This is a genomic window from Mycobacteroides sp. H001 (assembly GCF_001440005.1).
Lineage (GTDB): Bacteria > Actinomycetota > Actinomycetes > Mycobacteriales > Mycobacteriaceae > Mycobacterium > Mycobacterium gwanakae.
Genome location: NZ_LJYH01000042.1, coordinates 75,157 through 89,331 on the forward strand (window position 1 = coordinate 75,157; position 14,175 = coordinate 89,331).

Below are 14,175 nucleotides of genomic sequence, written 5' to 3' on the forward strand. Positions count from 1 at the left end.
AATCAGGCGCTGAGCACGGCGTCGAGCGCCGAGTAAAAAATGCCGAGCCCGTCATCGCTCGGGCCGGTCAGCGGCTCGGTCGCATGCTCCGGGTGCGGCATGAGCCCCACCACGCGGCCATTGGCCGAGGAAATCCCCGCGATATCGCGCATCGACCCGTTGGGATTCTCGCGGTAGCGGAAGACCACCCGGCCTTCGCCCTCCAACTCGTCGAGTACCTCATCGGAGGCCACGTACCGGCCTTCACCGGACTTCAGTGGCACCAGGATGTCGGCACCCTTGTCGTACCGAGACGACCACGCCGTGTTGTTGGCGTCGACGCCCAGCCATACGTCGCGGCATACGAAATGCAATCCGGCGTTACGTGTCAATGCACCAGGCAGCAGGCCTGCTTCGCACAGCACCTGGAAACCATTGCAGATCCCCAGGATTGGCAGGCCTTGTGCGGCGGCGTCAACCACGGAACGCATCACGGGGGCGAACCGAGCGATGGCCCCGGCACGCAGGTAATCGCCGTAGGAAAAGCCACCGGGCACGATCACCGCATCGACGGACTTCAGGTCGGCATCGTCGTGCCACAACGAGACCGCCTCGGCACCGGAGAGCCGGGCCGCACGGGCTGCGTCGACGTCATCGAGGGTGCCGGGGAACGTGATGACACCGATGCGTGGGGTCATTCGGACTCCCGCACGATTTCCCAGTCCTCGATGACGGTGTTGGCGAGCAGCGCCTCGGCGATCGACTCGAGATCGGCGTCACCGATCTCGCCCTCGAACTCCAACTCAAAGCGCTTGCCCTGCCGGACGTCTGCCACACCGGCATAGCCAAGGCGGGCGAGTGCGCCCACGATCGCTTGCCCCTGCGGGTCCAGGATCTCGGGTTTCGGCATGACGTTTACGACGACTCGGGCCACGGCCTGACTTTACCGTGTGGGCCCGGACACATCCCGCCTAGACTCCCCTTCATGCAGCTGACCCACTTCGGGCATTCGTGCCTGCTGGCAGAATTTCCGTCTGAAAATGGGAGCACGACCCTGCTGTTTGATCCGGGCAACTTCTCGCACGGATTCGAGGGCATCACCGGCCTGTCGGCCATCCTGATCACCCATCAGCATCCCGACCATGTGGACCTGGCACGGCTACCCGCGCTGGTCGACGCCAACCCGGGGGCCGCGCTGTACGCCGACCCGATGACGGCAGCGCAGCTGGGCGAGCCGTGGCAAGCGGTGCATGCCGGTGACAGCTTCACCGTCGCGGATCTGAGTGTGCGTGGGGTGGGTGGGCAGCACGCGGTCATCCATCCGGAGATCCCACTCATCGACAACACCTCGTATCTGATCGGCGACGCCGGCCATCCCGCGCGGCTCATGCACCCGGGCGACGCGCTCTTCACTCCCGGCGAGGAGGTCGACGTGCTGGCACTACCGGCGGCGGCGCCGTGGATGAAGGTGTCCGAGGCCATCGAATACCTGCGCGCGGTCAACCCTGCTCGGGCGGTGCCGATCCACCAGGGCATCCTGCAGGAGGCCGCATACCCGTTCTTCTACACGCGGTTTCGCGAGATGTCTGACGCCGACTTCCAGGTGCTGCCGCACGAGGACGCGGTGGTGTTCTAACCCCTTCAGCGCCGAAACCGAGGTTGTGGCGGGATCGTCTCGCACATTTTCGCCAGAACCCCGGTTTCGGTGAGCACCCTAGCCGATATCCTCGGCGGCGCCCCGGCCCGCGGCCCGTCCGCTGAAGATGCAGCCACCCAGGAACGTGCCCTCCAAGGCGCGATATCCGTGCACGCCGCCGCCGCCGAATCCGGCGACCTCTCCAGCCGCATACAGGCCCTCGAAGCAACTTCCGTCGGCACGCAACACCCGCGAATCCAGATCGGTCTCCAAGCCGCCCAACGTCTTTCGGGTCAAGATATGCAACTTGACGGCGATCAACGGACCCGCCTTGGGATCGGTGAGGCGGTGCGGAGCCACCACCCTGACAATCCGATCGGCGAGATACCCCCGGGCGGCGCGGATGGCGGCTATCTGCGGGTCCTTGCCGAAGGGGTTGGCCACCTCACGGTCGCGTGCCGTTACCTGCTGAGCGATCGTCGCGTAGTCCAGCGGGGTGACGTCCGGCAGCGCGTTCATCTTGGCGACCAGATCGGGCAGATTCGTGGCACTGACGAAGTCGACGCCCTTATCGATGAACGCCTGTACCGGCGCGGGCGCGCCGGCCTTGCCACGCCGGAGCACCCCCCGCACATCCTTGCCCGTGAGGTCGGGATTCTGCTCCTGCCCCGACAGTGCGAACTCCTTGGCGATAATCCGCGCATTCAGGATGAACCACGAGTAGTCGTGCCCGCTACGGCAGATGTGCTCCAACGTGCCCAAGGTGTCGAATCCGGGGAACAAGGGCGCAGGGATTCGAGATCCATTGGCGTCCAACCAGAGTGATGAGGGACCGGGAAGGATGCGAATCCCGTGACCCGGCCAGACCGGGTCGTAGTTGGTGATGCCCTCGGTGTAATGCCACATGCGGTCACGGTTGATCAGATGGGCGCCCGCACCAACCGAGATCCCGAGCATGCGCCCGTCGACATGCGCGGGCACGCCGGTCAACAGCTGCTCCGGAACGCGTCCCATCCGCTCTGGCCAGTTGGCCCGCACCAGATCGTGGTTGGCCCCGATGCCGCCACTGGTCACGATCACGGCTTGCGCGCGGAACTCAAACTCTCCCACTGCTGTTCGCGAGGAAGCGATGCCCCTCGCGTCGGTGGAAGGCTCCAGCACGGTGCCCCGGACACCCACTGCGGCTCCTTGTTCGACGATCAGCTCATCGACCTGGTAGCGGTAGGCGATGCGCACTTGCCCCCGGTCCACAGCGGCGAGCACACGCCGGGCGAAGATCTCCACCAGGCCAGGCCCGGTGCCCCAGGTGATATGGAATCGCGGAACCGAGTTGCCCGGCCCCAACGCGTCCTTACCGCCGCGTTCGGCCCACGCCACCACGGGAAATGTTTGTAACCCCCTGGCGCGCAGCCAACTTCGCTTCTCGCCTGCGGCGAAGTCGACATACGCGTGTGCCCATTGACGAGGCCAGTGGTCCTCCGGCCGATCGAAGCCGGCGGTACCGAGCCAATCCTGCAAAGCCAGCTCGTGGGAGTCCTTGATGCCCAGGCGACGCTGTTCAGGACTGTTGACGAAGAACAGGCCTCCGAACGACCAGTACGCCTGCCCGCCCAGATTGGCGGCGTTCTCCTGCTCGACGATGACGACATTCTTGCCGCGGTCCACCAACTCACAGGTCGCCACCAATCCGGCAAGACCTGCGCCGACGACGATGACATCGGAACTCGCGTCACTCACCGGTTCACCGTAGCGGGGTCGATTGACGATTAAAAGGTCCAACTACCTTGCGGTGAAAGCACAAAGCCATGTCCCACGCGTCGAGGCAGCACATGCGGCATGCCGTTGAAGCTTCCGTCGAAATCGCAGTTCGAGGCGATCGCCACGATTCCCGAGTAAGAGACTGGGCAAACTGTAGCCACTAGGCCACGCTGTGCAACACCTGCTTGGGCGACCATTCGTAAACGCCCGGAACCGAGCCGTGCAGCAGCGAGAGGTCGATGGCGTCGATCATGGCCTGCCGCGGACCGGGCTTACGAAGGTGCTTGGCCGAGATGGCCACACGCACCACACCGTCGCGGCGCGCGGTCCGCGCGGCCGAGAGCACCAGCATCCGGCACCACCAGGGCTCGGAGAGGAATCCCTCGCCGATACCCAGCACCCGAGCCCGCACCGAGGTGCCATTGACCAGGTCGGTGATCTCGGAAAGTCCGATATTCAGACGGAAACCGTTGCGCGGCAGCATTTCCACTGCGCCGGCCGAGGCCATCCAACCCGGTGCCGCGAACAGGCGCGTACGCAAGCCGGTCTGCTCCATCACACGGTCGGCCGCCATCAGACGCAGGTTGGCCTCGTGTGCGGGCAACGCGGCGAACTCATCGCGACGCTTCTTGGTGGCCGCCTGGTCGTATCCGTGCAGGACGATGGCATCGCCCCGCGACCGGCGTGCGGCCAGCCAGTCGACCGTCGGCTGGTCCTCCACGAGGCGGTACTTGCCCTTCAAGCGCGGGGACACGAGGAACGACAGCGGAATCGACCGCTTATCCATTTCCTCAGTAAATACAGCGATCTCGTCGAGAGTGCGATCGCAGATTCCCGACACCGATACCAGCAGCTGTCCTGCCATGCCGCCAGTGTGGCAACTCCAGATGTACGCAAGGTGTCAGACACCCCGCATCGAAAAGAACGCTCCGGCGCGCTACCCCAGCTCCTTCTCGATGGCCGCGATCACCTCGGGAGCATCCGGCACCGTCGTCGGCCGAAACCGGTTGACCACCGAACCGTCCCGCGCGATCAAGAACTTCTCGAAGTTCCACTGCACGTCCCCGGCGGTGCCTTCGGAATCAGCGGTCTTGGTGAGCTCGGCGTACAGCGGATGGCGGCTCTCACCGTTGACATCAGTCTTCTCCAGCAGCGGGAAGCTCACCCCGTAGGTGGTGGAGCAGAACGTCTGGATCTCCTCCGCCGTCCCGGGCTCCTGCCCCATGAATTGGTTACACGGCACGCCCAGCACTGTCAGGCCACGGTCGGCGTAGTCGGTGGCCAGTTTTTCCAGAGCCGCGTACTGCGGGGTGAGGCCACATTTGGACGCGACGTTGACGACCAGCACGGCGTTATCACCGAAATCGGCAAGTGACAGCTCTGCGCCGTCGAGTGCGGTCAACGGGATGGAGGCGAGATCGGACATGCTCACCACGTTACCGGTGTTGCGATGGTTGACTGTTCGCACATTACGCAACGTTGCGGGAGGTCATATGAGCGAGGAGGACGAGTTCTCCTCAGGTCGCAGTGCCCTGCGGATCGCCTCGGTGGCGGCGCTGGGCGGACTGCTCTTCGGGTACGACAGCGCGGTCATCAACGGCGCCGTACAGGCGATCCAGGACGAGTTCGCCATCCGGGACGCGGAGCTGGGATTCGCGGTCGCCTCCGCCCTGCTCGGGGCCGCTGCCGGTGCCATGACGGCCGGACGCGTGGCCGACAGGATCGGGCGTGTGGCGGTCATGAAGATCGCCGCCGCACTGTTCCTGCTGAGCGCGGTCGGCGCCGGGCTGTCCACCAACATCGAGCTGCTCGTCATCTTTCGCGTGATCGGCGGAGTGGGGGTGGGTGTCGCCTCGCTGATCGCACCGGCCTACATCGCAGAGACCTCGCCGTCGAACATCCGTGGCCGGTTGGGTTCTCTACAACAACTGGCAATCGTCACCGGCATCTTCCTGTCCCTCACCGTCGACTGGCTGCTGGCGCATATCGCGGGTGGATCGCGCAGTGAATTGTGGTTGGGCCTCCCGGCATGGCGCTGGATGTTTCTCGCGATGGCACTGCCGGCGCTCGTCTACGGCGCGCTGGCCTTCACCATCCCCGAGTCACCTCGTTATCTCGTTGCCACCCACAGAATTCCTGAGGCACGCACGGTGCTGACGAGGCTGCTCGGGGAGAAGAACCTGGACATCACGATCACCCGAATCCAGGAAACTCTCGACCAGAGCACCGCGCCCTCGTGGCGTGATCTACGCAAGCCCACCGGTGGTCTGTACGGCATCGTGTGGGTTGGTGTGGCGCTGGCGGTATTCCAGCAGCTAGTAGGCATCAACGTGATCTTCTATTACTCGAATGTGCTGTGGCAGGCCGTCGGATTCGGCGAGAGCTCGTCCTTCACCATCACGGTTATCACCTCCATCACGAACATCGCCACAACGCTGGTGGCCATCGCGTTGATCGACCGCGTGGGCCGCAAGCCCTTGCTGCTCATTGGTTCGGCCGGGATGGCCGTGACGCTCAGCACGATGGCAATCGTCTTCAGTTCGGCCACCGTCCTGGACGGCAAGCCGCACCTGGGACCCGTCGCCGGACCCGTTGCGCTGGTGGCTGCCAACCTGTTTGTCGTGGCGTTCGGAATGTCCTGGGGCCCGGTGGTGTGGGTGCTGCTCGGCGAGATCTTCCCCAACCGAATCCGGGCGGCGGCCATGGGAGTGGCCACGGCCGGAAACTGGGCTGCCAACTGGCTGGTGACCGTCAGCTTCCCCGCGCTGCGCGACTCGTTGGGAATCGCCTACGGGTTCTACGCGATCTGCGCGGTGGTGTCGCTGGTGTTCGTGGCGCGCTGGGTGAACGAAACCAAGGGCCGGACACTGGAAGACATGGAGTCGGCCATCAACTGAACAGCTGGCCGGACCGCACCGCGGCGACCACTCCTCCGTCGACCAAAAGATCGGTCCCGGTGATGTACGACGCCTCGGTACCGAGCAGGAAGGCCGCTGCCGCGGCAATGTCGTCGGACGTGCCGATCCGTCTGGTCGCCGATCCGTCGATCATGGCCTTGGTGACGGCACCGGTCTCCGAGGCGAGTTCCTGATGTCCCATCTTGGTGGACACCACCCCCGGGCTGATCGAGTTGAGCCGGGCGCCGCGCGCACCCCATTGCCGGCAAGTGCTCGCACGCGAATATGGTTGGCGCGCTTCGACAACTGGTAGGCAACCGCGGGATACTCGATGCTCTGAACGTACGGTAACGCGAGCAGATCCTCGGCGCCGGTACCCGCCAGTTCCCGCTCCTGCTCGGCCGAGAGTTCCATGGGCATATGGCCGGCCATGCTGGCGATCACCACGCCCGCGCCGCCGGAGGACACGACGTTGCCGAACTCCTCCAGAACCAGGGCCACCCCCACCAGGTCGACGGCCAGAATGGCTTGTGCCGGGGCCTGCGCCGGAGAGAGACCGGCGGTGTGCGCCACCTGGGTGATCCGCCCAAGCTCCGCGGCGACGGCGGCGAGCCCGGATACCGACTCGCGAGAGGAGACGTCAACGCGGTGCCCGATGACGTTGTGTCCATCGGTCTTCAGCTCGTCGACGACAGCTCGCAGTGCGTGCTCGTTGTAGTCCGCGATCACCAGGGTCTTACCAATACCCTGGCGGCGGGCGATGACCTTGCCCATCCCGCCAGCGCCGGTGACAACGACGACTTCGTCGGACAACCGACTACTCCTTCACGGCACCAAGAACATCGAGCACCCAGGCGAGTTGGAATGCGCTTTCTTTCCAGCGCTCATAGCGTCCGCTGATACCACCGTGCCCCGCCGTCATCTCGGTGCGCATCAAGATGGGGCGATCGCCTGTAGTCGTGTGCCGCAGCTCGGCGACCCATTTGGCAGGTTCGACGTACAGCACCCGCGAGTCATGCAGTGACGTCATCGCGAGAATGGTCGGATACTCGGTGGCACGGATGTTCTCGTATGGCGAGTACGACTTGATGTAGTCGTATACATCCTTGTCTTCCAGGGGATTTCCCCACTCGTCCCATTCGGTAACGGTGAGCGGCAGCGTCGGGTCACAGATTGTGGTGACCGGATCCACGAAGGGCACTTGCGCCAGCACCCCGGCGAACAGTTCTGGCGCCAGGTTCACGGCGGCACCCACCAACAGACCGCCCGCGCTCCCGCCCCAGGCCGCGAGCCTATCCGGCAACGCAATTCCAGCATCAACGAGATGTCGTGCTGCCGCTACGAAGTCGGTGAAGCTGTGCTTCTTGTGCAGCATCTTGCCGTCCTCGTACCAGAGGCGGCCCATCTCACCGCCACCGCGCACATGGGCGATGACGAACACCACTCCCCTGTCCAGCAGCGAGAGGCGTCCAATGCTGAACTGCGGGTCCTCGCACATCTCGTAGGCGCCATACCCGTAGAGGATGGTCGGCGCCGGTTCACGAGTGTCCGTGCGATGAACCACCGACAGCGGTATCCGGGTGCCGTCCTGGGCCACCGCCCATTCCCGTCGCTCCACATAGTCTTCCCGGCGATAACCGCCGAGAACGGGTTGTTCCTTGAGCAGCGTACGTTCCCCGGTGTGTACGTCGAGGTCGTACACCCGCGTCGGCGTGATGAAGGATGTGCAACCCACACGCAGCAGCGGCGAGTTCCATTCTGGGTTGTCGCCCAGACCGGACAGCATGAGCTCCGAGTCGAACTCGACCTCCTGCGGCGCACCGTATCCGTCGGCCTCAATCGGCCATACCTGGATGCGTGGCAGCGCTTCTCGGCGATAGCCGATCACGAAACGCTCGGCGAAGGCTTCGACACCGTCCAGGCGCACATCGTCACGATGGGCGATCAAGGTGCGGGCCAGTGCCGGGTCGGCTGGTCCCTGGGCGACCGCGGCGCACGGTAGGTCTGCGAGCGCGAAGTTCACCGCTCCGTCGTTGTGCAGGATCAGGAGCCGATCCTCACCGCCGACCACAACATGATCGACGGTGTATTCGATACCGGTGCGGCGCAGCCAGACTGGAGAGAAGGTGGTCGCGGGGTCTTCGGCGTCGCCGATCAGGATCTCGGACGTCACCGACGAGTGCACGCTGATGGCGACAAAGCGGTCACTACGGGTACGGCCCACGCCGATCCAGAAACGCTCGTCCGGCTCGGAGAACACCTCGACGGGCTCCGTATCACTACCCAAGGTGTACCTGCGAATAGCGTAGGGCCGGAATGCTTCATCGATCACCGGGTAATACAGGGTGCGACTGTCCATCGCCCAGGTTGCGCCGGCACCGATGTCGGTGATCTCGTCCGGGTACATCTGGCCGGTCCGCAGATCCTTGAAGCGCAGGGTGTACATCTCGTGGCCGACGACGTCGACCGAGTAGGCCAACGTGTTTCCGTCGGGGCTGACGGTCGCAGCTCCCAGGGAGAAGAAGTCGTGCCCCTCGGCTTCCACGTTGCCGTCGAGCAGGATCTGCTCGCCAGGAACATCGTGATCCAGCGCCGGAGGCCGCCAGCTGTCGATTCCGACGGATTCGCCTATCGGACAACGACAATGAGTACCGTACTGCTTGCCCTCGAAGCTTCGGGCGTAGTACCACCACTGCCCCATCCGAGTGGGAATCGAGAGATCCGTCTCCTTGGTGCGGGACTTGATCTCGCCGAAGATGCTGTTGCGCAGGCCTTCTAGGTGGCCAAGCTGGTCATCGACGTAGGCGTTCTCTGCCTCCAGGTGCGCGATGACCTCTGGGCTCTCCTTCGCGCGCATCCATTCGTACGGATCGACGAAGGTATCCCCGTGGTACTCGCGCAGGGTGTCGATGCGGTTCGCGGTGGGCGGGCGTACGGGCCCGCTCACGCCGACGGGCCGATCCAATCAGCGAAGCTGAGCCCCGAGATGCGTTCATATGCCTCGATGTACCGCTCGCGGGTGGCTACCGCCACCGCCTCGGGCAATGGCGGCGGCGGAGTATCCGACGCGCGATCCCATCCCGATTCGGGACCGGTGAGCCAGTTGCGCACGAACTGCTTGTCGAAGCTGTCCTGCACCACACCTGCCTTGTAGTTGGCCGCGTCCCAGTACCTCGACGAGTCGGGGGTGAACACCTCGTCGGCCAGCACCAGGGTGCCTTCGATATCGACACCGAACTCGAATTTTGTGTCGGCCAAGATGATTCCCTTGTGCAGGGCGTGTGCTGCGGCCCTGGTGTAGATCTTGATCGTCTCGTCGCGCAGTTGGTTGGCGCGCACGCCGCCGACAAGATCCACCACGGCGGCGAAATCGACATTCATATCGTGCTCTCCGATGTCGGCCTTCGTCGCCGGGGTGAACAACGGCGGATCCAGTCGACTGGCCTCACCGAGCCCCTGTGGCAGCACGTGACCGCACACCGCACCGGTGCGCTGGTAGTCCAGCAGTCCGGACCCGGTGAGGTATCCACGTGCCACACACTCCACGGGGAGCATGTCGAGCCGGCGCACCAGCAGTGCCCTGCCCAGCACCTCCTCGGGTATGCGCGGGTCATCGGGCGGTCCGGCCAGATGGTTCGGCACGGTCAGCAGCCCGAAGAAGAAGACGCTCATCGCGGTGAGGATGCGCCCCTTGTCCGGTATTGGCGTGTCCAGGACGAAATCGAATGCGGAAATTCGGTCGGTGGCGACAAACAGCAGGTGCTCGTCGTCGACTCGGTACAGCTCACGGACCTTTCCGCTGGCCACATGCTGGTAATCGGACAGCGGAGGACGCATCGTGCCATCCTACGATTCATGCGATTCCTGCCCTACTCGACCCGACCGGGACGGTTGCTCGGCCAGTTGTTCAGCGACGTAGCGGTCGCGATCTGGAGCACGATCTGGGTGTTCGTCGGGCTTGCTGTGCACGCCGCGGTGTCGACGATCGCCGAGGTAGGCCGGCAGGTGAAGGACGGCGCCGACGGTATTTCGGACAATCTGAACTCCGCCGGCGACAGCGCACACCGGATCCCCTTGGTGGGCGACAAGGTGGGCGGACCGTTGCGTGCGGCCAGCGAGGCGGCCGCCGATTTGGCCGGGGCCGGCCACAATCTGGACACCACTGCGACCTGGCTGGCGATCGTTTTGGCGATCGCCGTCGCCGCGCCTCCCATTCTGGCGTTCGCAGGGCCGTGGATCTTTTTGCGGATCAGGTTCTTTCGCCGCAAGCTGGTCGCGGTACAGCTGGCGGCCACCCCCGCCGGTGAACAGCTGCTGGCCCTGCGGGCACTCGCCAACCGGCCGCTGAAGAAGCTGGCGGTGGTCACGCCCGATCCGGTGGCGGCCTGGCGTGCTCAGGACACCGCGTCGATGCGGGGCCTGGCGGCCATCGAATTGAGGGCCTCGGGTATCAGCACACCGAAAGCCTGGCGCACCTCCTAGCCGATCACGGCGCGTTAGGAGGCCGCCACAAGCAGATGGCGGATACCGGTATGCCGGTTACTGCGCGTCCATTCCACCGGCCCGGCCAGTTGCAATGACGCAAAACGCGGCAGCAGCTCCTCGAACACCACTCGCAGCTCCAGACGAGCCAGATGTGCCCCCAGACAGAAATGCACGCCCTGTCCAAAGCCTAAGTGAGGATTCGGTTTGCGCGTGATGTCGAAGACGTCCGGCCGGTCGAAAGCCAGCGCATCGCGATTCGCCGAGCCCTCCCAGACCACTACCTTCTGTCCTGCGACGATCTGCTGCCCGCCCAACATCACATCAGCGGTTGCCGTCCTGCGCTTGGACGGTGACGGCGAGGTCCAGCGCAGCATCTCCTCGATAGCCGTCGGTAGCAGGGCAAGATCTTCACGCAGGGAACGGAATTGGCCGGGGTTTTCCAGCAGTGCCAACAGGCCACCGGCAATGGCATTGCGCGTGGTCTCGGCACCGGCACTGAACAACAGGTAGAAGAACAGATACAGTTCGGCGTCCGACAGCGCGGGCGCTTCCGGATCATCGACCGTCGCATTGGCAACCACAGACAACATGTCGTCGGCGGGTGCCGCACGTTTCGCTGCAACCAACTCCGAACCATATTGATACATAACGGAGCTGGGATCGCCCAAAGAGCTGGTGACGTGCGAGCGCCGTGACTTGCCGAAGTCGAAACTGGGCTCAACTGCCTCGAACAGCCAGTGCCGTTCAGACTCCGGTACCCCCAGCAGGATGCAGATCATCTGCATGGGCAGCTCTGCGGCGATATCGACAAGGAAGTCAAACGGCACGGTCGGCTGCACCGCGTCCACGAGCGCCCGGCAGCGCATCCGCAAGTCATCCTCGACCCGCTGGATCATGCGTGGGGTCAGTCCGGAGCTCACCAACTTGCGGATCTGGCGGTGTCGCGGGTCATCCATCATGTTGAGCACCTGCCCGGCGATCGGCAGGTCCTGTATGAGGGTGCCGCCGTAGGGCCGGTCACCCCCGGTCACCGATGAGTACATCACCGGATCACGCAGCACCTCAAAGGTTTCCGCATAAGTGGCCACCGACCAGAAGCCCTCGTTGTCCGGGGTGTTCTCGGTGGGCGCGTGCCAGTACACCGGCGCCTCGCGCCGATGCTGTGCGAACAGGGCGTGCGGAAACCCGCCGGCGAAGTTGTCCAGGTCGGTCAGGTCTATGCCACGAAGAGCCGCGCAGCCCATGAACTACAGAATGGCACCCGGGTTGTAGGCCGCGGCCTCGGGGTAGGCGTCGACAAGCGCGGAAACATCGGCCACCACCCGATCGACCTGGTCGGCTGCGGCACCGGTGAACGAGGCCCGATCTGCCAGCGCGGCTTCCAGGGCCGCAGCGTCCAGCGGCAGCCTCGGATCTTCGGCCAGCAAGCCCAAAAGGTCTGGTTCGGCGCCCTTTTCACGCATGGCGAGCGCTGTCGCGACGGCATGCTCCTTGATGACCTCGTGGGCTTCTTCGCGTCCAACCCCGGCGCGCACCGCAGCCATCAGCACCTTGGTGGTCGCCAGGAACGGCAGATAGCGACGCAGCTCCCGGTCGATCACCGCCGGGTAAGCACCGAACTCGTCGAGCACGGTCAGGAACGTCTCGATCATCCCGTCGATGGCAAAGAAGGCATCGGGCAGCGCCACACGCCGCACCACCGAGCAGAACACATCGCCTTCATTCCATTGCGCCCCAGCCAGTTCCGCAGCCATGGAGCCATACCCACGCAGAATCACCTGCAAGCCGTTGACCCGTTCACAGCTGCGGGTGTTCATCTTGTGAGGCATCGCCGAGCTACCCACCTGCCCGGGCGCGAAGCCCTCGGTGACCAGCTCGTGCCCGGCCATCAGCCGAATGGTGTGCGCCAGTGAGGAGGGGCCGGCACCGAGCTGCACCAGCGCGGACACCACATCGTGGTCCAGAGAGCGTGGATACACCTGGCCAACGCTGGTCAGAGCAGCCGAGAACCCGAGGTGCTCGGCAATACGCTGCTCCAACGCGGCCAACTTGACCACGTCCCCGTCGAACAGATCGAGCATGTCCTGCCCGGTACCCATGGGACCCTTGATCCCACGCAGCGGATACCGGTCGAGAAGCTCACGCAACCGAGTGAGCGCGATCAACGTCTCGTCGGCCGCCGATGCGAACCGCTTACCCAAGGTGGTGGCCTGTGCGGCCACGTTGTGACTGCGTCCGGCCATCACCACATCCCGGTATTCGACGGCGTGACGCGCGAGCCGCGCCACCACCGCGACACCGTGAGCATGCACATATTCCAGCGACCGCCGGATCTGCAGCTGCTCCACGTTCTCGGTGAGGTCGCGGCTCGTCATCCCCTTGTGGATGTGCTCGTGCCCGGCGAGGGCATTGAACTCCTCGATACGAGCCTTGACATCGTGACGGGTGACACGCTCGCGGGCGGCGATGGAGTCCAGGTCAACCTTCTCGACCACGCGCTCGTAATCCTCGATAACGCCGTCGGGAACGTCGATGCCGAGATCGCGTTGTGCGCGCAGCACAGCGATCCACAACTGGCGCTCCAACAGCACCTTTGATTGCGGCGACCAGAGCGCTGCCATGGCATCGCTCGCGTACCGGGATGCCAGGACGTTAGGGATTTGCACAACCAGAGTCTATGGGGGGAAGGAAATCGACTCAGCCAGCTGTTCCACTTCCAACGGTGCGAGCACATCGATGACGTCCACCAGCATCGCCGTGGCAGTCGCCTGTGGACTACTGGCCGCCTCGGTGAGCGCACCCACCATCGCCCCATCGATGGTCGAAATCAGCACCGCGACACGGACGTTATCGATGGACCGACCGGACCGGCGCACCACCTGGGCCACGGCATCGTCGCGCTGTTCCCGGAGACGCTGCTGCACCTCGCGCAGTTCGGGATGGCGACTGCACGCCAGTTCACGCTCGTACCGCGACACCAGCTGTTCCCCGCCACCGAAACCCGGCGTGCCGAACAACAGCTCCACCACCGCCTCGGCGGTGGCGGCAGCTCCGCGGCGCCGGTATTGAACCAGCGACAGCCGTTCCTGGATCTGTTCCAGCTCGTGGGTTCCCGCGTGTTCGACAGCTCGCGCGATCAAGTCCTCCAACGAGGAGAAGTAATACGTGGTCGAGGCCAATGGCAGGCCGGCACGCTGCGCCACCGCCCGATGCCGAACCGCATCAATACCATTGTCCCGCAACAGATCAGCGGCAGCACTGATCAACGCCCGCCGTCGTCGTTCCCCCTTCGGGGTGGCTTGCGGACGGTGCGCGGCATTCCCTTCGGGGAACACCTCGACCTGTTGCCTGACTGTCACGTCATGTCATGCTGCCAGCAGAGACGCGTCCCCACGGGCGTTTTGCGCTATCTCATGCAAG

13 protein-coding genes and 1 pseudogene are annotated in these 14,175 nt (G+C 64.5%); 3 read left to right on the forward strand and 11 right to left on the reverse strand.

The window, feature by feature from the left end; translation table 11 throughout:
- Positions 1-2 precede the first annotated feature (2 nt).
- Both purQ and purS read right to left on the reverse strand, forming a co-directional pair.
- Positions 3-677, reverse strand: a complete 675-nt coding sequence (gene purQ / locus AOT83_RS19975; RefSeq protein WP_030094208.1) for a phosphoribosylformylglycinamidine synthase subunit PurQ — start codon at positions 675-677, stop codon at positions 3-5.
- Positions 674-913, reverse strand: a complete 240-nt coding sequence (gene purS / locus AOT83_RS19980; RefSeq protein ID WP_030094207.1) for a phosphoribosylformylglycinamidine synthase subunit PurS — start codon at positions 911-913, stop codon at positions 674-676. Before purS ends, purQ begins: the two co-directional genes overlap by 4 nt.
- Before the next feature lie 51 nt (positions 914-964).
- Between purS and AOT83_RS19985 the strand changes: the two genes are divergently transcribed.
- The gene (locus AOT83_RS19985; protein WP_030094206.1) at positions 965-1,615 is read left to right on the forward strand and encodes an MBL fold metallo-hydrolase; all 651 of its coding nucleotides are present in this window, start codon (positions 965-967) and stop codon (positions 1,613-1,615) included.
- Between the two features lie 78 nt (positions 1,616-1,693).
- Here the strand turns inward: AOT83_RS19985 and AOT83_RS19990 are convergent, their stop codons facing one another.
- The 3 genes from AOT83_RS19990 to AOT83_RS20000 all read right to left on the reverse strand — a co-directional run bounded on the left by AOT83_RS19990 (position 1,694) and on the right by AOT83_RS20000 (position 4,799).
- Positions 1,694-3,352: an FAD-binding dehydrogenase gene (locus tag AOT83_RS19990; protein WP_030094205.1), complete on the reverse strand. Its 1,659-nt coding sequence runs from the start codon at positions 3,350-3,352 to the stop codon at positions 1,694-1,696.
- Positions 3,353-3,533: 181 nt separating this feature from the next.
- Positions 3,534-4,238 (reverse strand): DUF2334 domain-containing protein, encoded by a 705-nt coding sequence (locus AOT83_RS19995; protein WP_057965215.1) that lies wholly within the window; start codon positions 4,236-4,238, stop codon positions 3,534-3,536.
- A 72-nt stretch (positions 4,239-4,310) separates the two neighbouring features.
- Entirely contained in the window at positions 4,311-4,799 is a 489-nt protein-coding gene (locus AOT83_RS20000; protein ID WP_030094203.1) for a glutathione peroxidase, read from the reverse strand.
- A 67-nt stretch (positions 4,800-4,866) separates the two neighbouring features.
- On the opposite strand from AOT83_RS20000, the gene AOT83_RS20005 reads away from it, so the two are divergent.
- Entirely contained in the window at positions 4,867-6,270 is a 1,404-nt protein-coding gene (locus tag AOT83_RS20005; protein ID WP_030094202.1) for a sugar porter family MFS transporter, read from the forward strand.
- Here the strand turns inward: AOT83_RS20005 and AOT83_RS20010 are convergent.
- From AOT83_RS20010 to AOT83_RS20020, 3 genes and pseudogenes are all read right to left on the reverse strand, one after another.
- Positions 6,263-7,083: pseudogene (locus AOT83_RS20010) on the reverse strand (SDR family oxidoreductase). The gene AOT83_RS20005 and the pseudogene AOT83_RS20010 sit on opposite strands and share 8 nt — an antisense overlap.
- Before the next feature lie 4 nt (positions 7,084-7,087).
- On the reverse strand, positions 7,088-9,217 hold the full coding sequence (locus tag AOT83_RS20015; RefSeq protein ID WP_057965216.1) for a S9 family peptidase: 2,130 nt from the start codon (positions 9,215-9,217) through the stop codon (positions 7,088-7,090).
- The gene (locus AOT83_RS20020; protein ID WP_030094199.1) at positions 9,214-10,107 is read right to left on the reverse strand and encodes a phosphoribosylaminoimidazolesuccinocarboxamide synthase; all 894 of its coding nucleotides are present in this window, start codon (positions 10,105-10,107) and stop codon (positions 9,214-9,216) included. The genes AOT83_RS20015 and AOT83_RS20020 overlap by 4 nt, the downstream gene beginning before the upstream one ends.
- 18 nt (positions 10,108-10,125) lie before the next feature.
- Here AOT83_RS20020 and AOT83_RS20025 point away from each other — a divergent pair, with 18 nt between their 5' ends.
- Positions 10,126-10,752, forward strand: a complete 627-nt coding sequence (locus tag AOT83_RS20025) for a hypothetical protein (protein ID WP_030094198.1) — start codon at positions 10,126-10,128, stop codon at positions 10,750-10,752.
- Positions 10,753-10,766: 14 nt separating this feature from the next.
- Here the strand turns inward: AOT83_RS20025 and AOT83_RS20030 are convergent, their stop codons facing one another.
- Genes AOT83_RS20030 through AOT83_RS20040 form a run of 3 tightly spaced genes read right to left on the reverse strand, consistent with a single transcriptional unit; the run spans position 10,767 to position 14,114 of the window.
- On the reverse strand, positions 10,767-11,999 hold the full coding sequence (locus AOT83_RS20030) for a cytochrome P450 (RefSeq protein WP_057965217.1): 1,233 nt from the start codon (positions 11,997-11,999) through the stop codon (positions 10,767-10,769).
- 3 nt (positions 12,000-12,002) lie between these two features.
- Positions 12,003-13,421 (reverse strand): adenylosuccinate lyase, encoded by a 1,419-nt coding sequence (purB, locus tag AOT83_RS20035; protein ID WP_057965218.1) that lies wholly within the window; start codon positions 13,419-13,421, stop codon positions 12,003-12,005.
- Between the two features lie 9 nt (positions 13,422-13,430).
- Complete coding sequence (locus AOT83_RS20040; RefSeq protein WP_030094195.1) at positions 13,431-14,114, reverse strand: TetR family transcriptional regulator; 684 nt, start codon at positions 14,112-14,114, stop codon at positions 13,431-13,433.
- Positions 14,115-14,175: the final 61 nt, after the last annotated feature.

What these genes read in the sequence shown, in the direction of transcription:
- purQ (WP_030094208.1), bottom strand. Translation starts at nt 677, where the DNA reads ATGACCCCACGCATCGGTGTCATCACGTTCCCCGGCACCCTCGATGAC.
- AOT83_RS19985 (WP_030094206.1), top strand. Translation starts at nt 965, where the DNA reads ATGCAGCTGACCCACTTCGGGCATTCGTGCCTGCTGGCAGAATTTCCG.
- AOT83_RS19995 (WP_057965215.1), bottom strand. Translation starts at nt 4,238, where the DNA reads ATGGCAGGACAGCTGCTGGTATCGGTGTCGGGAATCTGCGATCGCACT.
- AOT83_RS20000 (WP_030094203.1), bottom strand. Translation starts at nt 4,799, where the DNA reads ATGTCCGATCTCGCCTCCATCCCGTTGACCGCACTCGACGGCGCAGAG.
- AOT83_RS20005 (WP_030094202.1), top strand. Translation starts at nt 4,867, where the DNA reads ATGAGCGAGGAGGACGAGTTCTCCTCAGGTCGCAGTGCCCTGCGGATC.
- AOT83_RS20020 (WP_030094199.1), bottom strand. Translation starts at nt 10,107, where the DNA reads ATGCGTCCTCCGCTGTCCGATTACCAGCATGTGGCCAGCGGAAAGGTC.
- AOT83_RS20025 (WP_030094198.1), top strand. Translation starts at nt 10,126, where the DNA reads ATGCGATTCCTGCCCTACTCGACCCGACCGGGACGGTTGCTCGGCCAG.
- AOT83_RS20030 (WP_057965217.1), bottom strand. Translation starts at nt 11,999, where the DNA reads ATGGGCTGCGCGGCTCTTCGTGGCATAGACCTGACCGACCTGGACAAC.